The organism is Bradyrhizobium sp. SZCCHNS2022 (genome assembly GCF_032377575.1).
In the GTDB taxonomy this organism is placed as follows: domain Bacteria; phylum Pseudomonadota; class Alphaproteobacteria; order Rhizobiales; family Xanthobacteraceae; genus Bradyrhizobium; species Bradyrhizobium aeschynomenes.
In genome coordinates this window covers 764641-789929 of sequence record NZ_JAUHHZ010000001.1, presented here as the reverse complement: position 1 = coordinate 789929, position 25289 = coordinate 764641, and the positions used below count along the sequence as shown (strand labels likewise).

Annotated in this window: 20 protein-coding genes; 10 read left to right on the top strand and 10 right to left on the bottom strand. The window is 65.9% G+C overall.

Translation table 11 applies throughout. The features are described from left to right. Window positions 1-95 precede the first annotated feature (95 nt). Window positions 96-1685 carry a DNA polymerase Y family protein gene (locus QXZ94_RS03415; RefSeq protein ID WP_315719240.1) on the bottom strand — a complete coding sequence of 530 codons (1590 nt, stop codon included), beginning with the start codon at window positions 1683-1685 and terminating at the stop codon, window positions 96-98. Then, on the bottom strand, window positions 1585-2373 hold the full coding sequence (locus QXZ94_RS03410) for a DNA repair protein (protein ID WP_315719239.1): 789 nt from the start codon (window positions 2371-2373) through the stop codon (window positions 1585-1587). The genes QXZ94_RS03415 and QXZ94_RS03410 overlap by 101 nt, the downstream gene beginning before the upstream one ends. A gap of 183 nt (window positions 2374-2556) precedes the next feature. On the opposite strand from QXZ94_RS03410, the gene QXZ94_RS03405 reads away from it, so the two are divergent. After that, complete coding sequence (locus tag QXZ94_RS03405) at window positions 2557-3795, top strand: putative DNA modification/repair radical SAM protein (RefSeq protein ID WP_315719238.1); 1239 nt, start codon at window positions 2557-2559, stop codon at window positions 3793-3795. 109 nt (window positions 3796-3904) lie between these two features. Then, the gene (locus QXZ94_RS03400) at window positions 3905-5386 is read left to right on the top strand and encodes a UdgX family uracil-DNA binding protein (protein ID WP_315719237.1); all 1482 of its coding nucleotides are present in this window, start codon (window positions 3905-3907) and stop codon (window positions 5384-5386) included. 68 nt (window positions 5387-5454) lie between these two features. Here QXZ94_RS03400 and QXZ94_RS03395 read toward each other — a convergent pair whose 3' ends face one another. Then, complete coding sequence (locus QXZ94_RS03395; RefSeq protein ID WP_315719236.1) at window positions 5455-6624, bottom strand: M20 aminoacylase family protein; 1170 nt, start codon at window positions 6622-6624, stop codon at window positions 5455-5457. A 185-nt stretch (window positions 6625-6809) separates the two neighbouring features. Here QXZ94_RS03395 and QXZ94_RS03390 point away from each other — a divergent pair, with 185 nt between their 5' ends. Next, window positions 6810-8429 (top strand): GMC family oxidoreductase, encoded by a 1620-nt coding sequence (locus QXZ94_RS03390; RefSeq protein ID WP_315726069.1) that lies wholly within the window; start codon window positions 6810-6812, stop codon window positions 8427-8429. Between the two features lie 437 nt (window positions 8430-8866). Here the strand turns inward: QXZ94_RS03390 and QXZ94_RS03385 are convergent, their stop codons facing one another. Beyond that, a complete protein-coding gene (locus QXZ94_RS03385) occupies window positions 8867-10039 on the bottom strand; it encodes an acyltransferase (protein ID WP_315719235.1) in 1173 nt (390 codons plus the stop codon). 217 nt (window positions 10040-10256) lie between these two features. Here QXZ94_RS03385 and QXZ94_RS03380 point away from each other — a divergent pair, with 217 nt between their 5' ends. The 4 genes from QXZ94_RS03380 (at window position 10257) to QXZ94_RS03365 (ending at window position 12970) form a co-directional block, all read left to right on the top strand. Next, complete coding sequence (locus QXZ94_RS03380) at window positions 10257-11201, top strand: metallophosphoesterase family protein (RefSeq protein WP_315719234.1); 945 nt, start codon at window positions 10257-10259, stop codon at window positions 11199-11201. A gap of 11 nt (window positions 11202-11212) precedes the next feature. Further along, window positions 11213-11539, top strand: coding sequence for a cupredoxin family copper-binding protein (locus tag QXZ94_RS03375; RefSeq protein ID WP_315719233.1), 327 nt, complete (start codon window positions 11213-11215; stop codon window positions 11537-11539). A gap of 97 nt (window positions 11540-11636) precedes the next feature. Further along, a complete protein-coding gene (locus QXZ94_RS03370) occupies window positions 11637-12188 on the top strand; it encodes a sigma-70 family RNA polymerase sigma factor (protein ID WP_315719232.1) in 552 nt (183 codons plus the stop codon). Then, complete coding sequence (locus tag QXZ94_RS03365; RefSeq protein WP_315726067.1) at window positions 12188-12970, top strand: anti-sigma factor; 783 nt, start codon at window positions 12188-12190, stop codon at window positions 12968-12970. Before QXZ94_RS03370 ends, QXZ94_RS03365 begins: the two co-directional genes overlap by 1 nt. 373 nt (window positions 12971-13343) lie before the next feature. Here QXZ94_RS03365 and hpnO read toward each other — a convergent pair whose 3' ends face one another. After that, window positions 13344-14735: an aminobacteriohopanetriol synthase HpnO gene (gene hpnO, locus QXZ94_RS03360; protein WP_315719231.1), complete on the bottom strand. Its 1392-nt coding sequence runs from the start codon at window positions 14733-14735 to the stop codon at window positions 13344-13346. A 101-nt stretch (window positions 14736-14836) separates the two neighbouring features. On the opposite strand from hpnO, the gene QXZ94_RS03355 reads away from it, so the two are divergent. Further along, entirely contained in the window at window positions 14837-15463 is a 627-nt protein-coding gene (locus QXZ94_RS03355) for a DUF2147 domain-containing protein (protein WP_172134228.1), read from the top strand. Between the two features lie 73 nt (window positions 15464-15536). On the opposite strand, the gene QXZ94_RS03350 is transcribed toward QXZ94_RS03355, so the two are convergent. Next, window positions 15537-18125: an MMPL family transporter gene (locus tag QXZ94_RS03350; RefSeq protein ID WP_315719230.1), complete on the bottom strand. Its 2589-nt coding sequence runs from the start codon at window positions 18123-18125 to the stop codon at window positions 15537-15539. Window positions 18126-18604: 479 nt separating this feature from the next. Between QXZ94_RS03350 and ispH the strand changes: the two genes are divergently transcribed. Next, window positions 18605-19531: a 4-hydroxy-3-methylbut-2-enyl diphosphate reductase gene (ispH, locus tag QXZ94_RS03345; protein WP_315719229.1), complete on the top strand. Its 927-nt coding sequence runs from the start codon at window positions 18605-18607 to the stop codon at window positions 19529-19531. 34 nt (window positions 19532-19565) lie between these two features. Further along, the gene (gene hpnH / locus QXZ94_RS03340; protein ID WP_315719228.1) at window positions 19566-20714 is read left to right on the top strand and encodes an adenosyl-hopene transferase HpnH; all 1149 of its coding nucleotides are present in this window, start codon (window positions 19566-19568) and stop codon (window positions 20712-20714) included. A gap of 277 nt (window positions 20715-20991) precedes the next feature. Here hpnH and QXZ94_RS03335 read toward each other — a convergent pair whose 3' ends face one another. The 4 genes from QXZ94_RS03335 to hpnC form a co-directional block, all read right to left on the bottom strand. Then, on the bottom strand, window positions 20992-21756 hold the full coding sequence (locus QXZ94_RS03335) for a phosphorylase (RefSeq protein ID WP_376698580.1): 765 nt from the start codon (window positions 21754-21756) through the stop codon (window positions 20992-20994). Window positions 21757-22196: 440 nt separating this feature from the next. Then, complete coding sequence (hpnE, locus tag QXZ94_RS03330) at window positions 22197-23441, bottom strand: hydroxysqualene dehydroxylase HpnE (RefSeq protein ID WP_315719227.1); 1245 nt, start codon at window positions 23439-23441, stop codon at window positions 22197-22199. Continuing rightward, window positions 23441-24280 (bottom strand): presqualene diphosphate synthase HpnD, encoded by an 840-nt coding sequence (hpnD, locus tag QXZ94_RS03325; protein WP_315719226.1) that lies wholly within the window; start codon window positions 24278-24280, stop codon window positions 23441-23443. Before hpnD ends, hpnE begins: the two co-directional genes overlap by 1 nt. After that, a complete protein-coding gene (gene hpnC / locus QXZ94_RS03320; RefSeq protein WP_315719225.1) occupies window positions 24277-25155 on the bottom strand; it encodes a squalene synthase HpnC in 879 nt (292 codons plus the stop codon). The genes hpnD and hpnC overlap by 4 nt, the downstream gene beginning before the upstream one ends. Between the last annotated feature and the right edge of the window lie 134 nt (window positions 25156-25289).

Below are 25289 nucleotides of genomic sequence, written 5' to 3'. Positions count from 1 at the left end.
TCCCGTGCCGCCGCCCCTCACCCCAACCCTCTCCCCGTGAAGAACGGGGAGAGGGAGCGCACCGTCCGTACTGCAAATATCCCGGTCCCCTGCCCTCATGCGAATAGTCCATGCATGTACCAGAGAGGCTGCACCGGCGGGCCGTTCTCCGGCTGCTCGAACTCGCGGTCGTACAGACCATCGCGATACAGCCAGAAGCGCAGGCCGTGCTCGTCCTCGACGCGGAAATAGTCGCGGGTGAGGCCCTGGCCGTCAGGGCGCCACCATTCCATGGCGATGCGCTCGGGGCCTTCGGCGCGGACGACCGCATGGGCGGCGCGGCGCCAGACGAAGCGGGCGGGCGGGCCGTCGGGGACGCCGGCGATGACCTGGATGGCCTCGGGGCGCGCGAACAGCCTTAAAGGGCGCAGCGGCGGCTCGCCGTCGGTGCGTTCGGGCCAGGCGGCGGTGCTGGTGGCTGCGAGATTGTGCTGCGCGGGCAGCGGCAGCGCCGCGCGCTCGGGAACGTGGGTGTCGACCGGCAGATGCACGACGACGCGTTTTCCTCCGATGCGCGCGGCGATGCGGTCGATCAGCGCCGACAGTTCGTCATTGTCGTGGACATGGGCGTCGAGATCGCGCTGCTGCTGCACCACGATCTCGCTGCGGCCGGCGGCGAGCCGGATCATGTCGAAGCCGAAGCCGGGATCGAGCGGATCGCTCAAGGCCTCCAGGCGGTCGCGGAACAGCCGGTCGATGACGACGGCGTCCGTCACCGGCTGGCCGGTGTCGACCGCGATGACACGCACCAAGCCGTCGGTGCGGAAGAAGCAGGCCTCCAGCCGCCGCGCGCCCTTGCCCTGCTGCGCCATCGCCGCCACCAGCATCGCGGCCAAGCTGGAGAGGCTCGCCGCGATCACGGTGTCGGTCGCGACCGGCTCGGCAAAGCGCTTGTCGACGATGTAGTCCGGCGGGACCTTTCGCGGGCTGATCGGCGCATCGGCTTCGCCCAGCGCCTGGGCCAGCACGCGGGTGAAGGCAGCGCCAAACCGCGCCGTGATCTCGTTGCGGCCGCGCGAGGCGACGTCGCCGATGGTCTTGAGGCCGGCGCGGCGCAGGCCGAGCGTGATGGCGTCGCTGCCGCCGAGCGCGGCCACCGGCAGGGCCGAGACCGCGGCCGCCTCCTCGCCATCGGGCACGATGCGGCCGTGCACCTGCCGGTTCAGCGTCCGCGCGCACACCGCGTTGGAGGCGATTGCGGCCGACACGGTGAGGCCATGCGCGGTCAGCGCATCGCACACCGACTGCATCAGCTTCGCCTCGCCGCCGAACAGATGCACGCAGCCGGTGATGTCGAGCGACAAGCCATGCGGCGGATCGAGCGCCACCAGCGGCGTGAAGCGGTCGCACCAGTCGGCGATGCTCTCCAGCAGCCTGGCATCGGCCGCGAGATCGGCCTCATGCGCGACGAGATCGGGACAGACCGCGCGGGCATTCGCCAAGGGCTGGCCGAGCGACACGCCGTGACGCGCCGCCGCCTCGTCCAGCGAATGGATCGAGAGCGCATTGGCGTCCTTGATGACGACGACTTGCGGCTTGCCTTGCTCAAGCGGATCGGCGCCGTGGCTCCGCTTGATGCGCTCGATGGGCAGGCGCGGCAGCCACAGGCTGAGGATCCGCCGCCGGTTCGCTGAAACGGCACGCATCGGGCATCCACTCCATGATCCATCGTCCGGTCTGGCCGTGACGGTTGCGAATGAGCTCGGCATCGAGACGCGGCGCGCCCCACGCCATCCATGGCGCCACCGCCGGCGACGGCGCGGTGCGCACCATCCAGCGCGTCTCCGCGGTGGAGGGCTCCGGCGTCGCGGCGACGCGCAGCAGCAGCGCGGTCACGCCGGATTCCTGCGCCGCCAGGGTGAGCTTGCGGCTGGCGACGAGATCGAGCTTTTGCGTCTCGCCCCACACCTCCAGCATCACGCCGCCCAGTGCATCGCAGGCGAGCGCGTCGGCCGCGGTGCGCAAAGCGTGATCGAGATCGGGCGCGCGGACGACCACGAGACGGCGCGGATCGAGGCCGAGCTCGGCAAGCCCGCTCATCGACAGCGCGCCGGCCTCGCGCTCGGCAAAGTCCTGCCGGATCCAGATCAGCGGCTTCCGTGCGGCGACGCGCGCGGCCAAGCCGCACACGAAGCCGGTCGCGGCCGCTGCCTGGCGGCCGCCTTCCGCGAACACCTCGTGCAGCGCGCCGGTGGCGAGCCCGCCCTGCAGCACCGCGTCCGCCTCGTCATGGCCGAGCGCGACCCGGCGCAGATCATGCGCGCCATCGGCCGCCTCGAGACGGGCAATGCGGCCGCGCAGACGCGCGAGCGTATCCATGCGTGCGCCGGTCATCCGTCGCCGCTCCTTTCATCCATCGTGCGGGTGCTGCCGTTCTCTTTGTGAACGCAGGCAATGAACCCGCGACGAACCTCTTTGTTCATGATACGTTCTAATATAAAGCTAACGCGTCCGAGAGAGTCAATCGGGATTGACCCGGTGCGGATTCAACGAGTGGAATCAAAGGGATTCAAAAGCATGGAGCTGCTGCGCAAACTGGAGATCCTGGCCGATGCCGCCAAGTACGACGCGTCCTGCGCCTCCAGCGGTACGGAGATGCGGGATTCCCGTGACGGCAAAGGGCTCGGCTCGACGGCGCCGGGCATGGGCATCTGCCACTCCTATGCGCCGGACGGACGCTGCATCTCGCTGCTCAAGATTTTGCTGACCAACGCCTGCAACTTCGACTGCCTGTATTGCGTCAACCGCGCCTCCTCCAACGTGCCGCGCGCGCGCTTCACGGTCGACGAGGTCGTGAAGCTCACGATCGACTTCTATCGCCGCAACTACATCGAGGGGCTGTTCCTGTCGTCGGGCATCATCCGAAGTCCCGACTACACGATGGAGCAGGTCGTCTCGGTTGCGCGCAAATTGCGCGAGGAGCATCGCTTCCGCGGCTACATCCATCTGAAGACGATTCCGGAGGCTGATGAGGCGCTGATCGCGGAGGCCGGCAGATATGCCGACCGGCTCAGCATCAACATCGAGACGCCGCTGGAGGACAGCCTGACCAGGCTGGCGCCGGAGAAGGACCAGCGCGCGATCCGCCGCACCATGGGTCGCCTCCGGCTCAAGCTCGACGAGACGGCGGAGGCGAAGAAGACGGTGCGCCGCGCCCGGCCGCCGCGCTTCGCGCCGGCCGGCCAGAGCACGCAGATGATCGTCGGCGCGGACGCCGCCAATGACCGGACCATCCTGTCGACCTCGGCCAATCTCTACGGCGCCTACAAGCTGAAGCGCGTGTATTACTCGGCCTTCAGCCCGATCCCCGATGCCAGCCGCGCGCTGCCGCTGCGGGCCCCGCCGCTCGTGCGCGAGCACCGGCTGTACCAGGCCGACTGGCTGATGCGGTTCTACGGCTTCGACGCCGAGGAGATTGTCGAGGAAGGCGAAGGCATGCTGCCGCTCGACATCGACCCCAAGCTCGCCTGGGCGCTGCGCCACCGCGACCGCTTCCCGCTCGACATCAACACCGCCAGCCGCGAAGAGCTGCTGCGTGTGCCCGGCTTCGGCACCCGCACCGTGCAGCGCATCCTCGCCACCCGACGCACCACGACGATCCGCTTCGCGGATCTCGCCCAGCTCAACGTCATCCGGAACAAGGCGCTGCCGTTCATCGTTCTCTCCGACCACCGGCCGTCGCCGTCACTGCTGGACGGCGCCAGCCTCAGAGCCCGGCTGCGGCCGAAACCGCGACAGCTGGGATTTGGATTCTAATTGACCCGTCATGGCCGGGCTTGTCCCGGCCATCCACGTCCTTGTTTGAGGCACGACGTGGATGCCCGGCACGGGGGCCGGGCATGACGACGCGGAGAGTATGTGCCAAATGCACGTCGTAACCCTCGACAGCGACACCGATTTCGACGGCTGGCGTCGGGCGGCGCGGGCGCTGGCGATGAACGACGTCAGGGTCGCCGATGTGAGCTGGCGGGTCAAGGGCGCGGCGGCTGATCTGTTCGACGATCAGTCGGAGACACGGCTGCCCGACGTCCCCAAGGGCGCATTCTCCGTGCCCGCGAGCTTCATGGAGCTGGCCGAGAGCGCGATCCTGCACAGCGATCCCATCCGCTTCGCCCTGCTCTACCGGCTGCTGTGGCGTCTGCGCACCAACCACGACCTGATGGACATCGCGACCGATCCCGACGTCGCGCAGGCCAATGCGCTGGCGCGCGCGGTGCGCCGCGACGTCCACAAGATGCACGCCTTCGTCCGCTTCCGCGAGGTCGGCCGCGAGCGCGAGGCGCGCTACGTCGCGTGGTTCGAGCCGGAGCATCACATCGTCGAACGCGCCGCGCCGTTCTTCGCCCGCCGCTTCGCCGACATGCCGTGGTCGATCCTGACGCCCGAACTCTGCGCGCATTGGGACGGCAGCCGCGTGTCCTTCACACCGGGGGTGAGCAAGGCTGAAGCGCCGACCGAAGACCGACTCGAAGAGGTGTGGCTGCGCTATTACGCCAGCATTTTCAATCCGGCACGGCTGAAAGTGAAGGCGATGGAAAAGGAGATGCCGAAGAAATATTGGCAGAACCTGCCCGAGGCGAAGCTGATCCAGCCGCTGATCGCGGAAGCCAGCCGGCGCACATCCATGATGATCGCCGATGAAGGCACCGAGCCGCACAAGCCGCAGAAACGCGTCGAGGAGACCGCGATGACCCGCAAGCCGAAGGTGCACGCGCCTGCTGCTCAGACCTCACGTGATGTCGAGGCGACCGATCTTGAGACCTTGCGTGAAGAGGCTGCCGCCTGCCGCGCCTGCCCGCTGTGGAAGGACGCGACGCAGACCGTGTTCGGCGAAGGCCCGGAGCATGCGCCCCTGATGCTGGTCGGCGAGCAGCCCGGCGACAAGGAGGACCTCGCCGGCCATCCCTTCGTCGGCCCGGCCGGACAGATGCTCGACCGCGCTCTAGAGGAGGCCGGCATCGACCGGACCAAAGTCTACGTCACCAATGCCGTGAAGCATTTCAAGTTCGTGCCGCGCGGCAAGATCCGGCTGCACCAGAAGCCGGCGACGCCAGAGATCAAGGCCTGCCGTCCCTGGTACGAGCGCGAGCTCGCCGCCGTCCGGCCCGCTCTGGTCGTGGCGATGGGTGCAACCGCCGCGCAGGCGGTGTTCGGCAAGATCACGCAGGTCACCAAGAACCGCGGCCACATCGTTGACTTGGCCGACGGTCCCCAGGCGATGATCACCGTGCACCCATCCTATTTGCTCCGCCTGCCCGACGCCGAGGCCAAGGCGCGGGAATACGCGCTGTTCGTGAAAGACCTGAAGATCGCCGCGGCCGCGCTCAAGCGCGCCCACGCGGCCTGACGCTACGGCGTAAACGCAAATGGCCGGGTCGAGCCCGGCCATTCGACGAGAGCGTTCCTGGCCGAAGCTCACGCCGCCAGCGTGTTCTCCACCACCTTGATGAAGAACGAGGTGCCGTAGACGATCGCCTCGTCGTTGAAGTTGTAGGCGGGGTGATGCAGCCCGGCCGAGTCGCCATTGCCGACGAAGATGAAGGCGCCGGGGCGGGCTTCGAGCATGTAGGCAAAGTCCTCGCCGCCCATCATCGGCGGCATCTCGTGCACGTTGGCATCGCCTGCGACCTCCTTGGCGGCGCGGATCGCGATCTCGGTCTGCTCGGCGTGATTGACCACCACCGGATAGCCGCGGGTATAGGCCAGGTCAATCTTGGCGCCCGTCATCTGCGCCACGCCGGAAACGACCTCGCGCACGCGCTTCTCCATCAGCTCGCGCACCTTCGGCGTCAGCGTGCGGACGGTGCCGCGCAGCACCGCACTCTGCGGGATCACGTTGCGGGCATTGCCGGCGTGGAACTCGCAGATCGAGAGCACGGCCGCCTCGAGCGGATCGACGTTGCGGGCGACGACCTGCTGCAGCGCGGTGACGAGCTGGGCGCCGACCATCAGCGAGTCGATGCAATTATGTGGCTTGGCGGCGTGGCCGCCATGGCCTTCGATGGTGATGTCGACCGAGTCGGTCGAAGCCATCAGCGGCCCCTGGCGGATCGCGAAGGCACCGACCGGAAGGCCCGGGCCGTTGTGCATGCCATAGACCTGGTCGATCTTGAAGCGCTCGATCAGGCCGTCCTTGATCATCGCATCGGCACCGCCGCCGCCCTCCTCGGCCGGCTGGAAGATCACGGCGACCTCGCCGGCGAAGTTGCGGGTCTCGGCGAGATAGCGCGCGGCTCCAAGCAGCATCGCGGTGTGGCCGTCATGGCCGCAGGCGTGCATCATGCCCGGAGTCTTGGAGGCATAAGGCAGCCCGGTGATCTCTTCGATCGGCAGCGCATCCATGTCGGCGCGCAGGCCGAGCACCTTCACATCGCCATTGCCGGGCTTGCGGCCCTTGATGACGCCGACCACGCCGGTCTTGCCGAGACCGGTCACCACCTCGTCACAGCCGAACTCGCGCAGCCGGTCGGCCACGAAGGCCGCGGTCCGGTGCACGTCATAGAGCAGCTCGGGATGCGAATGGATATCCCGCCGCCAGGCCTGGATATCGGGCTGCAGATCGGCGACGCGGTTGACGATGGGCATGGGAAATCTCGTAACTCCAGAAGGGATTTGAGCCGTTCTAGCATGCAAAAGTCGCACCGCCCAAGATCTGAGCATGATCCGGGCTGCGCCTGTCTCATGGCTCGGTCAACCAGCCATGAACGTGGCGCTTGTCCGCGACCAGCCCGGCTGACTAAAAGCCTCGCAAAGACGGGAAGGGAATGCCGATGGGACGCCAGCTCGACGGGGAATACGACTACATCGTGGTGGGCGCCGGCACCGCCGGCTGCATCCTCGCCAACCGGCTGTCGGCCGATCCGAAGACCCGGATCCTGATCCTCGAGGCTGGCGGCCACGACAACTGGATCTGGTTCCATATTCCGGTCGGCTACCTGTTCGCGATCGGCAATCCCCGCTCCGACTGGATGTTCCGCACCGAGGCCGAGCCCGGCCTGAACGGCCGTTCGCTCGCCTATCCCCGCGGCAAGGTGATCGGCGGCTGCTCGGCCATCAACGCCATGATCTCGATGCGCGGCCAGGCCGCCGACTACGACCATTGGCGCCAGCTCGGGCTGGCCGGCTGGTCCTATTCCGACGTGCTGCCGGTGTTCCGCAAGCTGGAGGATCATTTCCTCGGCGAGAGCGAGCACCACGGCGTTGGCGGCGGCTGGCGGATCGAGGCGCCCAGGCTGTCCTGGGCGGTGCTGGACGCGGTCGGCGACGCCGCCGAGCAGATGGGCATCCGCCGCATCCCGGACTTCAATACCGGCGACAATGAAGGCATCAGCTATTTCCACGTCAACCAGAAGCGCGGCCGGCGCTGGTCGTCGGCGCGGGGATTCCTCAAGCCGGCGCTGAACCGGCCAAATCTCCGGCTCGAAACCAATGTCCATGTCGATCGCCTGATCGTCGAGAACGGCCGCGCGGTCGGCGTGCGCTTCCGGCAGAACGGCGAAACCATCGAGGCGCGCACCAAGGGCGAGGTGATCCTGAGCGCCGGCTCGATCGGCTCGGTGCAGGTGCTGCAGCGCTCGGGCATCGGGCCGGCGGACTGGCTCGGCGAACTCGGCATCGATGTCGTCATCGACAAGCCCGGCGTCGGTCGCAACCTGCAGGACCATCTGCAGCAGCGCGCGATCTACAAGGTGTCCGGCGTGAAGACGCTCAACGAGACCTACTACTCGCTGATGCGGCGCGGCCTGATGGGTCTCGACTACGCCTTCCGCCGGCGTGGCCCGCTGACCATGGCGCCGTCGCAGCTCGGCATCTTCACGCGCTCGGATCCCCGGCGCGATCGCGCCAACATCCAGTTCCACGTGCAGCCGCTGTCGCTCGACAAGTTCGGCGATCCCCTGCATCGCTTCCCCGCGATCACCGTCAGCGCCTGCAATCTGCGGCCGAGTTCGCGCGGCACGGTGCGGATCAGATCCGCCAGGATCGACGAGGCTCCGTCGATCGCGCCGAACTACCTGGCCACCGCGGACGACCGCCAGGTGGCGGCGGACGCCATCCGCGTCACGCGGCGGCTGATGAAGCAGAGCGCGCTGTCGGCGTACAAGCCGGAGGAGTATCTCCCCGGCCCCGCTGTCGGCGACGACGACGCCGCGCTCGCCAAGGCCGCCGGCGACATCGGCACCACGATCTTTCATCCCGTCGGCACGGCCAAGATGGGCACCGCCGACGATCCGATGGCGGTGGTCGACGAACGGCTGCGCTTCCGCGGCCTTGACGGCCTGCGCATCGCCGACGCCTCGATCATGCCGACGATCACCTCAGGCAACACCAACACGCCGACGGCGATGATCGCGGAGAAAGCGGCGGGGATGATTTTGGAGGATGGGCGCTGACGATCTCCATGCCGCCCGCCTGTCACGGGCGGCATGACGCGAGATCGAACTCCTGACGATGGGCTGTACGCTTACGCCGCGCGAACCTGCAGAGATTTAGCCGTCCAAGCTGACACGTCTCTGACAGCACGCGACCATCGGACGCGATACAGCACAGTGGGAATAACGTCTGAGCCGTCATCCGCCTGTCGTCACTTCATGCAGCGAATACGTAGGGTAGGCAAAGCGACGCCGAAAAGCGGCGCGTGCCCACCATCGTACGGCAGATGATTGCCACGGCGACGAAGCGCCGGACGCATTCAACAGTCGCGTCCGTGGCCCCTGGATCGCGTCGCTACGCTCGCGATGACGGCGTTCGTGGCGGCGCTCGGTGCCCGCCACAATCGTCATTGCGAGCGAAGCGAAGCAATCCAGGGCCCCAACCCAACTCTCTGCTTTCAGATGATCCGCGCAACCAACGGCACTCGCCGCAACAGCGCAGCCGCTCCCCAGCTCACGATCAGCGTCCCCACTAGCACGATGGCGAACTTCACCGCGGCGGGCCACGCGGGATCGAACACCAGATATTGCAACCAGAGCAGCGGCAGGAAGTGCAGGAGATAGATGCCGTAGGCCGAGGGCTGCATGCGGTCCATCATCGAAAGCGGCGCCCTCGCCCAGCGCAGGAAGAAGGTCGGCACGCCGAACGCCATCGACGCGCAGAAGCTTGCGACCGCGCCCCCATAGGCCGCCCGCCACCACAGCGGCGGCGAGTCGAAATCGGCGATCCAGTTGTGGTGGGCGTAAGCGAGCAACAGGATCAGGCCATAGCAGGCGTAGGACAGACCGAACCAGACCGCCCAGCGCCGCACCAGCGCGCCGTCCTGCGCGAACGGGCCGGTGCGCAGGCCGGCGGCACCGATCGCGATGCCGGCCACGAAGAACGTCGGATAGAGCAGCGCGCGGCTGGCCTGCAGCGGCAGCGGGAAATGGCCGGGCATGAACCACAACCCGTCGCCGAAGATGAGATGCGGCGGCAGATAGGCGGCGTTGGCGATGGCCAGGAAGACCAGGAAACCCGTCAGTGGAGAGCGCAGCAGCGTGCCGGCGAAGCGCCCGAGCGCCGGGATCGCCCGCGGCGCCAGAGTCCAAGCGAGGGCCGCGAACAGGTCGAAGATCAAGAGCACGCCGAGAAACCATGCCGAGCCCGACGGCCACGGGCCCGTGGAGATCATTCGTTCCCACACCGTCGTGAACTGGTCTTCCGCCACGTAGTAACGGTAATAGGCGATCGGCATGATCACGAAGATCGACACGATGTAGGGCACGCCGAGCCGCAGCGTGCGGCGGCCGAGATAGCCTCCGGCGCCCCTCCTCTCCAGGCTCGCCGGCACGAACAGACCGGAAATAAAGAACATGCACGACATGAAGTAGCTGTCGTTAAACAGCGCGACCAGATCGAAGCCGAGCCAGTGCATGCGGTCGCCGCCCTGGCCGAAATAAGTGTAGTTGATGGCGGAGTGATACAGCACGACCGACAGCGTGATGAAGGTTCGGGCGCGGTCGAGCGGCACGATGCGGCCGCTGGCCGTGTCGGCCTGCTGGATATTCGGAGTCAGGCGGTCATGCATTGGCTTTGCATCCAACATCAGCAGCCACGCTGCCGCTGGCCGTTCTATGGTCCATGCGCTGCCCGGCCGATATCATGCTTGAGTATGCGAACCGCGTGCCATCAAAGGCATGATCACGAACGCGTCATCTCGCAAAGACCTGCATTCGCCGGGAATAAATCGTCGCCTGCTCCGCTCTCCTCGCTTGTCAGCCCCGTGCGGGCGATGGGAGAGCACCATGAGCTTCGACAATCACGATGACCGAGGCGCCAGCCGCCGCAAGGTCCTGGAATGCATGACCTGGGCCGGGACCGGCGTGCTGTGGACGATCGCAGGCGGCGTGCCACGGTCGCTGGGCCTGATCGATGCGGCGCAAGCGGCCGAACAGCGGGCGCAGGGCCTCTCCTTCCTGCAAATCAGCGACAGCCATGTCGGCTTCGACAAGCCGGCCAATCCGAACGCGATCGGGACGCTGGAAGAAGCCGTCAACCGCATCAAGGCGATGCCGGCCAAGCCGGCCTTCATGATCCACACCGGCGACATCTCGCACCTGTCGAAGGCGGCGGAGTTCGACGACGCCGACCGCATCATCTCGCAGACGCGGCTCGACGTGCACTACGTCCCAGGCGAGCATGATTTCCTCGACGAGGACGTCAAGCTCTACAAGGAGCGCTACGGCAAGGGCACGCGCGGCGCGGGCTGGTATTCGTTCGATGCAAGCGGCGTGCACTTCATCGGGCTCGTCAACGTCGTCGATCTCAAGGCCGGCGGGCTCGGCAATCTCGGCGCTGAACAGTTGGCCTGGCTGGAGCAGGACCTGAAGGGTCGCTCGAAATCGACGCCGATCGTGGTGTTCGCGCACATCCCGCTGTGGACGGTGTATCCGCAATGGGGCTGGGGCACCGAGGATGGCGGCCGGGCGCTCGACATGCTCAAGGGCTTCGGCTCGGTGACGGTGCTGAATGGCCACATCCATCAGGTGATGCAGAAGGTCGAGGGCAACGTCACCTTCCACACCGCGCGCTCGACCGCGTTCCCGCAGCCGGCGCCGGGCACGGCGCCCTCGCCTGGGCCGATGAAGGTCGAGGATGCCCGGCTGCGCAGCCTGCTCGGCATCGCCAGCATCGACTTCAAGGTCGGCGACGAGCGGCTCGCGATCATCGACACACCGCTGGCGGGCTGAGGATCGATCGCATGACGATATCAGTATCGCTGGGGCGGAGCATTCGCCTCGCTCTCTCTGCCGCCACGCTCGGCATCGCGCCGCTGCACGCCGAGACCATCAAGGTCGCGATCGACAACTTCACCTTCGCGCCGGCAGAGGTGACGGTGAAGGTCGGCGACACCGTCACCTGGACCAATCACGACGACATCCCACATACGGTGGTGTCAGCGGGCAAGTACCGCTCGAAGACACTCGATACCGACGACAGCTTCTCGTTCACTTTCGTGTCCCGCGGCGACTACAAGTACTTCTGCTCGCTGCATCCGCACATGACGGGGATGGTCAAGGTTGAGTAGCTTCGCAAACCAGGGCATGAGCATTGCGTCGTGGCCGGGCCGGCAGCGAGCTGTCGCCCCGGCGGTGACGCCACGAACCGAACCGGAAAGGACGGCGGTGTCCCCATCGCAAGACGATCCCGAGAGAGCGCGGCGCTTCCGCGAGGCGGCGCTGCCCTATCTGGACGACGTCTACACGCTGGCGCGCTATCTGCTGCGCAATCCCGCAGACGCTGAGGACGCCGTGCAGGAATGCTATCTGCGCGCGCTGAAGCACTTCGACACCTATCGCGGCCCGGCGATGAAGCCGTGGCTGTTCGCGATCCTGCGCAACGTCTGCCACGCCGAGTTTGCCAGGCGCGCCGTCGCGCCGGTCAAGATGCTCGACGATACGCCCGAGGCTGCCGAGCAGGCGCCGATCTGGCAGGAGAGCGCCGAGACGCCGGAGGGCACCGTCCTCCGCGAGCACGATGCGTCGGCGATACAAGCGATGATCGCCACGCTGCCCGAGCCGTTTCGCGAAACCTTGGTGCTGCGCGAGATCAACAATCTGTCCTATCGCGAAGTCGCGGAGGCTGCCGGCGTTCCGGTCGGTACCGTGACGTCGCGGCTGGCGCGCGCCCGTGCGATGCTGCGCGCCGCCTGGCTCGCGCAGGAGGAGCCACAATGATGACCTGCGATGAAGCCGAGATCCTGATCCACGCGCTCGCCGACGGCGAGCTCGACGCCGGCCATGCGCGCGAGGTCGAGGCCCATGTGGCGAGCTGCCCGCGCTGCGCCTCGGAGTTCGCGGCCATCAATGAAATGAAGCGGGCACTGGCCGGCGCTGACCTGACTTACGAGGCGCCCGCCGCCTTGCGCCAGCGGATCGAGGCCGAGTTGCCGCCCGCGCAGATCTCGAACGTGACGGCGCTCGCGGCGGCGCCGAGCCGCCGATCGTTGCTGAAAGGCTTCGCCATCGGCTCAGTCGTGTCGGCGCTGGCCGCGACCGGCCTCGTCGCGATCGTGCTGCGCAACGACGATCAGCAGCGCATCGAGGCCGAGATCGTCTCGGCGCATCTGCGCTCGCTGCAGGCCGGACACCTGACCGATGTGATCTCGACCGATCAACACACGGTGAAGCCGTGGTTCAACGGCAAGCTCGATGTCGCACCACCGGTGATCGATCTCACTGCGCAGGGATTCACCCTGATCGGCGGCCGGCTCGATTACGTCGATGCGCGCGCGATCGGTGCCGTGGTCTATCGCCGCCGTCAGCATGTGATCAATCTGTTCGTAGCGCAGACGTCGTCAACTGAGCGCCGGACTGCCCGGCTCGATGCTCTGCAAGGCTTCAACATCCGCTCGTGGCGCGACCGCGGCCTGAGCTACTGGGCTGTGAGCGACATCAATGTCGACGAGCTCAACGAGTTCGGCGAACGGTTCGAGCGGGCGATGGGTGGGAGCAGCTGAGTCTCTCGCTTCGTCATTGCGAGCGCAGCGAAGCAATCCAGAGTCCTTGCGCAGCCCTGGATTGCTTCGCTGCGCTCGCAATGACGGAGATTTTATCTGAAACCGTAGGGCGGCAAAGCGAAGGGTGCCCGCCGCGAACGAACGAGCAATCAGATGGTGGGCACGGCGCTCCCCGCCTTTGCCTCTCCCTCGCAGCCGCATCCCCGCTGTCATGCCCGCGCAGGCGGGCCTCCCGTACGCCGCGGCCCATCGAGGTGATCACATGTCTCGGCGTACCGGATCGCCCGGTCAAGCCGGGCGATGACAGTGAGTATGCCGCGAGGGTGCCTCTTTGTACTGACCAGCCGCTCGTTGTACTTACAAGCCGCTCGGTTCACGCCGACTTGCGGATGGCGTTGTCGACCAGGGTCTTGCCGAGCGACCAGATCGCGCCGGGGACCTTGTGGCTCTGGGCGATGACGTCGTCGAAGGCCCGTTCGATCCAGGTGCAGTCCTCTTCCGTGATCGTCAACGGCGGCAGCAGCTTGATGGTGTGCAGGCCGTGGCCGGCGACCTGGGTCAGGATCTTGTGATCCTTGAACAGCGGCACCGTGATCAGCTGGCAGAACAGGCCCTTGTTGGCGCTTTCCAGCATGGTCCAGGACGCCTTGAGGCGCAGCGATTTCGGCGGACCGAATTCGACGCCGATCATCAGGCCCTTGCCGCGCACTTCCTTGAGCAGCTCGTAGCCGGGCACCATCCGCGTCAGCGCCAACCGCAGCTCGGCGCCGCGCTTGGCGGCGGCCTCGACCAGCTTCTCCGCCTTCATCACCTCGAGGGTCGCGATGCCCGCGGCCATGGCCAGATCGTTCTTGGCGAAGGTTGAGCCATGCACGACCGCGCGATCCATGCGGTTGAAGATCTTGTCGAAGATCTGCTTGCGCGTGAGCAGCGCGCCGACCGGAACGTGACCGCCCGACAGTGCCTTCGACAGCAGCACCATGTCAGGCTCGACATTCCAGTGTTCCACCGCGAGGAACCGACCGGTCCGGCCCATCCCCGTCTGGATCTCGTCGGCGATGAAGATGGTGCCGTATTTCTTGCAGAGCGCAGCAGCGCCGGGCAGGAACTCGTCGGAGGGCATGTTGACGCCCTTGCCCTGGATGGGCTCGACGATGAAGGCGGCGATCTCGCGTGACGACAGCGCCTGCTCAAGCGCAGCGAGATCGTTGAACGGAACCGCCGTGCAGCCCGGCAGCAGCGGCTCGAAGCCGTTGCGGAAGTTTGGATCCTCGGTCAGCGACAGCGCGCCATAGGTCAGGCCATGATAGGAGTGCCCGCAATAGACGATGCCAGGCCGCCCCGTCGCGCCCCGCGCGAATTTGATTGCGGCTTCGACGGTCTCGGCACCCGAATTCGCGAAGAACACCTTGTCCAGGTACGGGACATATTCCAGCAGCCGCTCGGCAAGAACGCCCGCGAGTGTGGAGACATCGAGCTGGACGAGGTTCGGCAGGTCGCTGTCGAGAACGCTCTTCAGCGCGTCACGGAGAGTCGGATGGTTGCGCCCGATGGCGAAGACACCAAAACCGCTGAGCAGGTCAAGATAGCGGGCCCCGTCACGATCGTAGAGATACTGCCCTTGTCCCTTCTGGAACCCGACATCATATCCAATCGTTTTGAGAACCCGGACCAGTTGCTCGTTCAGATGCCGAGAGTGCATCGTGCTGCGCTGCGCTTGGCGCTCCACAAACATCTCGGAAACGTCTAGATTGGGTTTTACCATCGGCTACATACTTCGGTTGATGGACGTGACGTCAACTGAAAACGCGCAATGCGGCGTTTTGCCCTCATTCGCACCATCAAAGCAAGCACGGGTTTCTGCCAATGTTGCATCGCCTTAGATCTCTCATGTCGACAACGATAGCATACTCCGCAGTGGTGTTCGCAGCAGGAATTTCTTCTGCGCTCGCGGCTGATCCCACAGGCGACTGGCGGGTCGCCGACGGCGTCGCCAACATCCGAGTCGCACAATGCAATGGCAGCATGTGGGGCGTGGTGGCCTGGGAAAAGACCCCGGGCGGCCGGGACGCCAACAATCCCGATCCGGCCCGGCAGAGCCGGCCGACGCTCGGCATGCCGATCCTGATCGACATGAAGAAGAAGCCGGGCGCCGAGGCGTGGGAAGGCCAAGTCTACAACGCCAAGGACGGCCAGCTCTACAGTTCGACGATCACGCCGACCGACGCCGACCATCTGGAAATCAAGGGCTGTGTGCTCGGCTTCCTGTGCGGCGGCGAGACCTGGACGCGGGTTGGCCCGCCGATCCCGTCGAGCCCCGTCAACAGCATGGCCAAAGGTACACAGAAACCAATTGCACCCGCCCCTGCTCCGGCTCCGAAAGCGGCAGCCGGCCACAGCAGCGGCACGGTTGCCGCGGCCAGACCGGCGCCGAAGCCCGCCGATCAAATCGGCGACATCTGCCTGCTGCCCGACGTGGCACGGCCCCGCTAAGTCGTCCGATACCCATCAATAAAAAAGCGGCCGAGTGCATCGGCCGCTTTTTCCTTTTGCGACTCGCTCGCCGCTATTCGTGGACCTCGCGGGGCTTGCCCATCAAGGCCGGCTGGAACAGCAGCACGGCGGCAAGCGTGGTGACGAGCGACAACGCCAGCAGCTTGCCCATGCTGGATGTGCCGGGATGGCTCGACAGCCACAGGCTGCCGAAAGCGGTCGCCGTCGTCAGCGCGCTGAAGAAGATCGCCCGGGTCAGGCTGGTCTGCAGCAAATTGGTGCGGCCGCCGCGCCACGCCACCACGTAGTAGATCTTGAACGCGACGCCGATGCCGAGCAGCAGCGGCAGCGCAACGATGTTGGCGAAGTTCAGCGGCAGCTTGATCAGGACGCAGATCTCGAGCGTGACGGCGCCGGCAACCAGGAGAGGCACCAGCGTCATCAGCACGTCGGAGAAGCGCTTCAGGGTCACCCACAACAGCAGGCTGATCACGACCAGCGAGTAGATGCCGGCGTGGATGAACGCCTTCACGATCGTGTCACCCGATTTCAGGATCGAGACCGGGCCGCCGATCGCATTGGGCTCCGCCGTCAGCACGGCATTCGCGAACCGCCTGAGATTGTCGTTGTCGTTCGGATCGCCCTTGGGCTGCGCCTCGACGCGAATCAGGCCGTCCTTGCTCTTCCACTGCGACACGAGCTCAGGCGGCAGATTGGCCAAGGTGACCGGCTGCGCCTGCAACGTGGCGCTGAGTTGCGCGAGCGTGATCTTCCACGGCTCGACGAACACGGCCTGGGCCTTGCTCCGCACCGCTTCGCTCGCGCCCGCGAGCTTGGCAAGCGCGTCTGCGAGGCGCCGCGCCGCCGCAGCGCCGGGGCCCTTGTCTTCCCCCGCCGTGCGCCGGAGATTGTCGACGGTCGAGTTCAGCGCGTCGATGTTTTCCTTGTCGCTCGGTGCCGCATCGACCTGATCGGGATTGAGCGCCGGTCCCAGCACCTTGGCGCCCTGTGCGATCAGCTTCAGCTTGGCCGGCTGGTCCTGGGGCACGAAGCTGTCGAGCGACATCACGCGCGCCACTTCCGGCAGCTTCTCGAGCTTGGCCTCGATTGCCTTCGCTTCGCTCTCCGAGCGGGTCAGCACGTCGATCGCGTTCGCCCCGGTGTTCGGATCCTTTCGCAGATCGAGATAGGTCGCAATCGACTCGGCGTGGGGATTGCGCAGGTTCATCGGGTTGAAGTCGAACTTCATGTAATAGAGCAGCGGCAGGCCGGCGATGACGAGGCCGAGCGTGCCGACGATGATCGGCACGCGGTGCTTCTCCAGGAAATCGTCGAGCGGTGCCAGGAAGGCGTAGCCGACCGGCTCTTTCTCGCCGGGCGGATTGAGGATCTTGAGCAGCGCCGGCAGCACCGTGATCGAGGACAGGAAGGCGATGATCATGCCGGCGCCGGCGATGGCGCCGAGCTCGGAAATGCCCTTGTAGTCGGTCGGCAGGAAGCACAGGAAGCCGGCAGCCGTCGCCATCGCCGCGAGCGACAGCGGCACGGCGGAGCGCCGCGCAGCTTCGGCGAGCGCCTCGGGCAGGTCGTCATTCTTGAAGCGCTCGGAGCGATAGCGCACGCTGAACTGGATGCCGAAATCGACGCCGAGGCCGATGAACAGCACGGCGAACGCCACCGACAGCAGGTTGAGCGATCCCACCATCATCAGGCCGACCGCCGTGGTGAGGGCAAGGCCGATGAACAGGTTGATGAACACCGCCGAGATGATCTTGGCCGAATGCAGCGCCAGCCACAGGATGATCAGCACGACGACCACGGTGCCGATGCCGTTGACGACGGCGCCCTCCTGCACGGTGGCGTATTCCTCGTTGGCGATCGGCACCGGCCCGGTCAGGCGCACGCGGGCGTGAAAGCGGTTCGGGAAATCGAGCTCGGCCGCGGCTTGGCGGATCGCATCGGTCGCGGCCTTGCCGGGCTCCAATGCCTGGTAGTCGAGGATCGGCTTGAACTGGATGAAGGCGCGCTTGTCGCTGTCTTCGAGCGGCTTGTCGGAGATCAGCTGACGCCAGGAGAAGGTCGCATCGCCCTTGTCGAGCACGGTCTCGACGGTCTGCGAGATGTAGTCGAACGGACGCGCGGCGTTGTCGAGCTTGACCTGGCCGCGCTTGACGCCGGCAAGGCCGGTCTCGAGCGCGCCGGTCAGGCCGCGGATCGAGGGATCGCCGGCCATGATCTCGACCAGGGGCGCCGCCGCGGTGAACTGCTCGGTGAGCTGCTTGACCTCCTCGGTCGGCAGGAACAGCAGGCCGTTCCGGGCGAAGAACTCGCCGCCGCCGAGCAGCTCCACGGACGAGAAGTTGGCGGTGTCGCCCTTCAGCTTCTTGGCGAGCGCGTCCGCCGCCACACCGGTCAGCTCGGGGGTCGCCGCCTCGACCACGCCCAGGATCATGCGGTCGCGATCGAACGCCTGCTCATACTGCTGGTCGCGCTTGCGCCAGTCGAGCTCCGGGGAGATCAGCTTGTTGATGTCGGTGTTGATGGAGAAATGGCGGGCCGTGTAGACCCCCGCGCCTACCGACAAGAGCAGGCCCGCAATCAATGTCGGCCAGGCGAACCGGGTGCAGGCCTTGACGATCGAGACGACAAACGTGGTCAGCACTTCGTGACTTTCTAATGTTTAAAGAGCTGGGCGGAAACGTCCGCTTCATGGCGGAGTTCCGTGGCCAGCGCCAGGGCTCGGAGCAAGCCCCAGCCCGGTTTGGCCCAGCCTTCGGAGACGAGGATGGTCCCTGGACGGCGGATCAGGTCGAACGATGCGCGGAACCGTCGGGGCGGCTGATATAGCGGCTGTTCTCGGCGGTAAAGTGACGAACGAGTGAGAGCATAAGTAGCTCAGTTAACTGAATTAATTTATAATTACTAAATTACCTTCGAGGCCTGGATCGCTGTGTGCCGGCGGTCACATGCGATCGAGTTGCAAACCGGCTTTCCTCTCTGCTCGATTTTTGACACAAAGCCCTGCGCTTCCATGGTCATGCGGGCAAATTGGGGCATTCGCCCTGGTGCGGATATTGCACCCCACTCGCACGCACGGAGGTGGCAGGTCGAAAGTGAGGCAACGTGGCTGACGGACGTCCCTTGCAGGTGTATCTCGCGCAACCGCGCGGGTTTTGTGCTGGCGTGGTGCGCGCGATCGAGATCGTCGAGCGCGCGCTGGAGAAGTACGGCCCGCCGGTCTATGTGCGCCACGAGATCGTGCACAACAAGCACGTGGTCGAGAGCCTGAAGGCCAAGGGCGCTGTTTTCGTCGAGGACCTTTCGGAAGTGCCACCGCGCGCTGTGACCGTGTTCAGCGCCCACGGCGTGGCACGAACGGTCGAAGAAGAGGCAGCCGCCCGCGGCCTGCCGGTCCTCAATGCCACCTGCCCGCTGGTGACCAAGGTTCACAACCAGGGCAAGCGCTACATGGCCAGGGGCCGTACCCTGGTGTTGATTGGCCATGCCGGCCATCCGGAGGTTGAGGGAACCATGGGACAAGTTCCCGGACCGGTATACCTGGTGCAGAACACCGCCGATGTGGCGGCCCTGCCCCTGCCGCTGGACACCCCGATGGCCTATATCACCCAGACCACGCTGAGCGTGGACGATACCAAGGACATCATTTCAGCCCTCCAGGCCCGCTTTACAGACCTTCAAGGTCCCGATATCCGGGATATCTGCTATGCGACACAGAACCGGCAATCTGCGGTAAGGGACTTGAGCAAGCTGGTGGACGTCATCCTGGTGGTGGGCGCCGCCAACAGCTCCAACTCGAACAGACTGCGCGAGATCGGCACCGAGGCCGGGATCGCGAGCTATCTGATCGCAGACGGGAGCGAGCTGAATCCGGTTTGGCTGAAGGACGCCAAGGCCGTCGGCATCACCGCCGGCGCCTCGGCCCCTGAAGTGCTCGTCGACGACGTGATACAGGCTTTGCGGCGCATTGGACCGGTTGAGGTCGCGGTGGTCCCGGGGCGGGAAGAAAACATTGAATTCCGCCTGCCGGCCGAGCTGGTCGCGGGCTGATCGGTCCTCGTTTGGTCCAGAAAGAAGAGACGTAATGGCAATCCCCTTCCATAAGGAACTGCGTATCGGGGCCTATCTGATGAAGCAGAAGCTTCTCGGCCGCAAACGCTATCCCCTCGTTCTGATGCTGGAGCCGCTGTTCCGCTGCAATCTGGCATGCGCCGGCTGCGGCAAGATCGACTATCCGGACGCGATCCTCAACCGCCGCATGAGCGCGCAGGAGTGCTGGGATGCGGCCGACGAGTGCGGCGCGCCGATGGTGGCGATCCCCGGCGGCGAGCCGCTGATCCACAAGGAGATCGGCGAGATCGTGCGCGGCCTGGTCGCCCGCAAGAAGTTCGTCTCGCTCTGCACCAACGCGCTGCTGCTTGAGAAGAAGCTCGATCTGTTCGAGCCGTCGCCCTATCTGTTCTTCTCGGTGCATCTCGACGGCCTGCGCGAGCATCACGACAAGGCGGTGTCGCAGAAGGGCGTGTTCGACCGCGCCGTCTCGGCGATCAAGGCCGCCAAGGCGCGCGGCTTTACGGTCAACGTCAACGCCACCGTGTTCGACGGCCACCCGGCCGAGGAGATCGCCAAGTTCCTGGACTTCACCACCGAGCTCGGCGTCGGCGTCACCATGTCGCCCGGCTATGCCTATGAGCGCGCGCCGGACCAGGAGCACTTCCTGAACCGCACCAAGACCAAGCAGCTGTTCCGCGACGTCTTCAAGCTCGGCAAGGGCAAGAAGTGGAACTTCATGCATTCCGGCCTCTTCCTCGACTTCCTCGCCGGCAACCAGGAGTTCGAGTGCACGCCCTGGGGCATGCCTGCCCGCAACATCTTCGGCTGGCAGAAGCCCTGCTATCTGCTCGGTGAAGGCTATACCAAGACCTTCAAGGAGCTGATGGAGACCACCGACTGGGACTCCTACGGCACCGGCAAGTACGAGAAGTGCGCCGACTGCATGGCGCATTGCGGCTACGAAGCCACTGCGGCGAACGCGGCGCTGAGCAACCCGATCAAGGCGATGATGGTCTCGATGCGCGGCATCAAGACCGAGGGCCCCATGGCGCCGGAGATCGACCTCTCCAAGCAGCGCCCGGCGCAGTACGTGTTCTCTTCCGAGGTGCAGAAGCGCCTCTCCGAGATCCGCCGCGACGAGGCCGTCGAGGCGCAGCAGAAGGCGTCGACCGCGGCCTGATCCGACTGATAGATACCAACCAAAAGCAAAGCGGCCGCCGGGCAACCGGCGGCCGTTTCGTTTGCGATGATAGTCGGGAGCGATCGGAGACTAAGCTACAGCGCGGACACCCCACCTTGTGGCGAAGCTCTCTCCACGCGTCATTGCGAGCGCAGCGAAGCAACCCAGGGTTCCGCGCACCACTCTGGATGGCTTCGCTGCGCTCGCAATGACGGAGCAAGCTGAATGAGTGGAGAACCTCGCCGATAAAATCAGCGAGCGTTCGCGAGTCCGGGCCTCACGCCTCGGCGGCGGCCAGGGTCTCGGACTCGAGGAAATGCTCGGCCGCGAGCAGACCGCTCAGCAGCAGGTCCCGGGCGCCGCGAAGCGAGCGGAGGGCACGGTTGAACTCGATGCCGGTCGACACCAGGCCGCCCAACACGGTCGGATTGCGGGCGAGGCCGCGCAGGATCATCGGCAGGTCGATGTCGCCGTTCGGCTTGATCGCGTCCTTGGCGAGCGACGGCAGCGTGCGATGGGCAGGATCGGAGATCACGCGCAGCGCGGCGAAGGGCAGCCCGTATTCGGCGGCATAGGCGGCGGCGATGTGGCTCTCCATGTCGACGGCGGCCGCACCGGTCTTCATCCGCAGCGCGGCCTTGCGGGCCTGCGCCACCACCACCTCCTCGGCGCCGGCAAGCACGCCGCGCACGACACGGCGCTTTTTCAGGGCGGCGCGGGCAATATGCTCCTCGCGCAGCGACAGGCCCGAGAGCCAGCGGGCGTCACCGGCGGTCACTTCGGTGGCGACGACGATGTCGCCGGCCTTCAGGCTCGGATCGAGGCCGCCGGCCACGCCGAAGCTGACGACGCCGCGGATCGAGGTGGGATCGAACACGGTGAGCAGCGAGCGCAATTGCTTGGGATCGCTCGAGCTGCAGATGACCATCATGCCGGGCCCAGCCGCAATGCGGGCCTCCTGCACCAATCCCGTCACGACCAAGACCGGCCGCGGATCAATCGGGCGATCCGCGGACGTTTCGTCCCCCATCCCCAACTTCACAATCCGACCCCTGACACCTTATTCGACATCACTTGCCGACGTCGCTTCGTCATTGTTCCAAGCCCCAATCGCGGTGGCGCCAGAGCGGAAAGACCTTAACAAACCGAGGATTACGCAGAAAAAATCCGCGAGGAAACCCTGTTTGCGCCGCACTGCACCCGCACACGATGCGTTTTTTGCCCGGTGTTGCCATTTGGTCCCGCCCATTGCTGTTCCGCGCTGGAACAGACCGACGGAAGCATCACCCGCGATGGAACTTTAAGCAAAAACTGCGCCACGAAGATGTGAGACTCGCGTCATTCACCTCACTCTCGCGAAAAACAATCGGTGTCGTCCCGGACAAGCCCGGCAACGCGAAAGCGTTGGCGGGCGCCGATCCGGGACCACACCGAGGGTGGAGCGCCGGCTCGATCCCGATGCGCAGATGGGCCGGACGATCCCTAGCCCAGCAGCAGATCGGCCGCGCGATCACCCGATCGCACAGAGCCTTCGATCGTCGCCGGCAGGCCGGTGTCGGTCCAGTCGCCGGCGAGAGCGAGGTTGCTGAAGGCTGTCTTGGTGCCCGGGCGTAGCGCGTTCTGCTCCGGCGTCGCCTCAAAGGTGGCCCGGCGCTCGCGCACGATCTGCCACGGCGGCAGCTCGCCCGAGATCCCGGCGGCCTTGCAGACGTCGGACCAGATCGCGGCGGCGAGCTCCTCTCTGGGCATGTCGACCAGGCGGTCGCCATTGCTGATGGTGACGGAGAGCCGCTGCGGGAAGGCGAACAGCCATTCGACCAGGCCGCCGACGACGCCGAGCAGTGGCGGCGAATCCTTCGGCGGCGTGATGCGGAAATGAGCATTGACGATGGCGCGATACTTGGTCGGCCCGGTCAATCCCGGCAGCAGTGCCATGGCGGGCCGCGGTGGCACCGCCAGCACGACGACATCGGACGACCCGAGCGCGACGGTCTCGTCGCCGCCGAATTTGAGACCGGTCACACGGCCGGCCGCACTCTCCAGCCCGCGCAACTCGCGGCCGATCCGAACGCTGCCGCCGTTGCCTTCCAGGAATTTCACGGCCGGATCGATCAGCACACCCGACAGGCCGTCGCGCGCGATCAGGGGACGACAGGCCTGCCCTCCCGCGAGCAAGGTCTCGCGGACGATGGCGCCGGCGAGCCCGGCGGAGCCTTCCGGTGGATCGCAGTTCAGCGCCGCCAGCAGCAGCGGCTGCACCAGGCGGTCGTACAGCGTCCCCTTGCAGGGAATGGTCGTGCCGATGGTCTTGGAGGTGCCGGCCCAGATCAGCGGCGACAGCGCGAGGTAGTCGCCGAGCCCGGTGTCAGGCACGCGGCGGCTCTCGTCGAACACCCACAGCGGCAGCCGGCCGCTGCCGAGATCGAGCAGCCAGCGCTGCCCGGTCTTGATGTCGGCAAAGGCGAACTGCGCCTTCTCCGGCCCGACCAGCCCGGCCTCCGAGCCGATCGCACGGGCATAGGACAGCACGTGATGATTGGCCGACAGCAGCAGATGGTTGCCGTTGTCGATCACCAAGTCAGTCGCGGCGTCGTAATAGGAGCGGCAGCGGCCGCCGAGCTGCTGCGTCGCCTCGTGGACATGGACGATGTAGCCCGCATTGGCGAGCCGCACGCCGGCGGAAAGGCCGGACACGCCGGCGCCGATGATGTGAGCTGTCTTCTGCATCAGATGATTGCGTAGCGGAGGATGATGCCGATCTTCGTGAGCTTGCTCACGCGGACGGGCTCGCGCGGCAGCGCGAAGCCTCGTTCGAGCAAGAGATCGAACACGGCGCGATAATATTTCGACATGATCCGCGGCGCCCGCACGGCACGCCGGCGATTTCGCCGCATGATCTCGTCGGCCTTCTCGAAATGCGTCTTGGCCCTGACCGCAACCGAGTTGCAGACCTTGGGCAGCGCGCGCTCCTGCATGACCTTGACCGGATCGTCGCCGGTGATGCCGGCGAACAGCAGCGCCTCGCGCGGCAGATAGAGGCGGCCGATGCCGGCATCCTCGTCGATGTCGCGCAGGATGTTGGTCAGCTGCAGCGCGCGGCCGAGATGGTGGGCGAGCAGGATGCCGTCCTCCTCGGGCATGCCGAAGATGCGCACCGAGAGCCGGCCGACCGCGCTCGCCACCCGATCGCAATACAGGTCGAGCGTGGCGAGATCCGGCGCGCGGATCTCCTGCGGCACGTCCATCTCCATGCCGTCGATGATGGCCAGGAAATCCTCGCGCTTCAGCCCGAACGTCTTGACCGAGCTGACGTAGTCGCGCAGCCGCGGCGGCGGGTTGCCCTGGTACAGCGCATCGATGTCGTCGCGCCATTTCTGCAGCGCCGCCAGCCGCTCGGGCCGCGGGCCGTCGGAATCGGCGATGTCGTCGACCTCGCGGCAGAAGCTGTAAACCTGGAACATCGCATCACGCTGGGCGCGTGGCAGGATACGCATGGCGGCATAGAACGAGCTGCCGGACGCAGCGGTGCCGTGATCGACGTTGTCTGCGGTCGCCTCGAGGGTCATGCGCCGGCCGCCGATTTGCTGACGGGATGACGACCGGCCACGCGGCGGCCGATCTCGCCCATGACCGAGGTGAAGGTGAGGCCGAGCATGCCCGTGGGCGAAAGATGGACGCGCTGGCTGAGCGGATCGCGCACCTGGAGCAGCGCCACGATACGGTCGGCGAAAGCCTGGATCACGGCAATCTCCAGTCCAAAGCGGAAATCCTTGACGCCGCTGTTGAGGTCCCTGCCCTCCTCGAGCAGCGCCGCGTTGCGCACGGCGAGCTTGTGCAGGCAGGTCAGCAGCGGCGGCGGCGACTTGGCCTCGCCGAGCATCTCGACCGTGGCGCCGGCCTCGGCCAACGCATCGCGCGGGAGATACACGCGGTTGAGCGCCTTGTAGTCCTTGCCGCAGTCCTGCAAATGGTTGTTGATCTGCAAGCCGGCGCAGATCGCGTCCGATGCCGGCCAGGTCGCGGTGGACTCGCCGTGCACATCCAGCATGAAGCGGCCGACCGGCATCGCCGAATAACGGCAGTAGTGGATCACTTCGTCCCAGTTCTCGTAGCGCAGCTTGGTCACGTCCATGCGGAAGGCGACCAGGAGATCGAGCGCGTGACGCGGCGGCATTCCGCGCGTAGCCAGCGCGCGACGCAAATTGACGGCGACATCCTGGGTCTCGCCTGCCCCGGTGAGCTCGGCTTCCAGCACATCGAGCAACCGCAACTTCTCGTCACCCGGCAGACTGGGATGATCGGCGATGTCGTCGGCCGTGCGCACGAAATTGTAGAAGGCGAGGATCAGCCCTCGATGCTCCGGACGGATGATCCAGGAGGCCACCGGAAAGTTCTCGTCCCGGTGTGTCTTGCCGGATCGCAAATCGCTCGCGGTGGTCATGGACGAAACAGCTATCAGGTTGAAAGGGGCTTACGGAAAACAATGCCCGCCGCTTCGCTCATGCGAACGGATTGCTGGCCTCCATATAGGCGAAGATCCAGCCAAAACCAATGCAATCGATATCGGACAGCCCA

Coding starts and splice junctions, on each gene's coding strand:
- QXZ94_RS03400 (WP_315719237.1), top strand. CDS start 3,905: ATGCACGTCGTAACCCTCGACAGCGACACCGATTTCGACGGCTGGCGT.
- QXZ94_RS03355 (WP_172134228.1), top strand. CDS start 14,837: ATGTTGCATCGCCTTAGATCTCTCATGTCGACAACGATAGCATACTCC.
- QXZ94_RS03415 (WP_315719240.1), bottom strand. CDS start 1,685: ATGCGTGCCGTTTCAGCGAACCGGCGGCGGATCCTCAGCCTGTGGCTG.
- QXZ94_RS03405 (WP_315719238.1), top strand. CDS start 2,557: ATGGAGCTGCTGCGCAAACTGGAGATCCTGGCCGATGCCGCCAAGTAC.
- QXZ94_RS03395 (WP_315719236.1), bottom strand. CDS start 6,624: ATGCCCATCGTCAACCGCGTCGCCGATCTGCAGCCCGATATCCAGGCC.
- QXZ94_RS03380 (WP_315719234.1), top strand. CDS start 10,257: ATGAGCTTCGACAATCACGATGACCGAGGCGCCAGCCGCCGCAAGGTC.
- hpnO (WP_315719231.1), bottom strand. CDS start 14,735: ATGGTAAAACCCAATCTAGACGTTTCCGAGATGTTTGTGGAGCGCCAA.
- QXZ94_RS03385 (WP_315719235.1), bottom strand. CDS start 10,039: ATGCATGACCGCCTGACTCCGAATATCCAGCAGGCCGACACGGCCAGC.
- hpnC (WP_315719225.1), bottom strand. CDS start 25,155: ATGACCACCGCGAGCGATTTGCGATCCGGCAAGACACACCGGGACGAG.
- hpnD (WP_315719226.1), bottom strand. CDS start 24,280: ATGACCCTCGAGGCGACCGCAGACAACGTCGATCACGGCACCGCTGCG.
- QXZ94_RS03410 (WP_315719239.1), bottom strand. CDS start 2,373: ATGACCGGCGCACGCATGGATACGCTCGCGCGTCTGCGCGGCCGCATT.
- hpnH (WP_315719228.1), top strand. CDS start 19,566: ATGGCAATCCCCTTCCATAAGGAACTGCGTATCGGGGCCTATCTGATG.
- QXZ94_RS03365 (WP_315726067.1), top strand. CDS start 12,188: ATGACCTGCGATGAAGCCGAGATCCTGATCCACGCGCTCGCCGACGGC.
- hpnE (WP_315719227.1), bottom strand. CDS start 23,441: ATGCAGAAGACAGCTCACATCATCGGCGCCGGCGTGTCCGGCCTTTCC.
- QXZ94_RS03390 (WP_315726069.1), top strand. CDS start 6,810: ATGGGACGCCAGCTCGACGGGGAATACGACTACATCGTGGTGGGCGCC.
- QXZ94_RS03375 (WP_315719233.1), top strand. CDS start 11,213: ATGACGATATCAGTATCGCTGGGGCGGAGCATTCGCCTCGCTCTCTCT.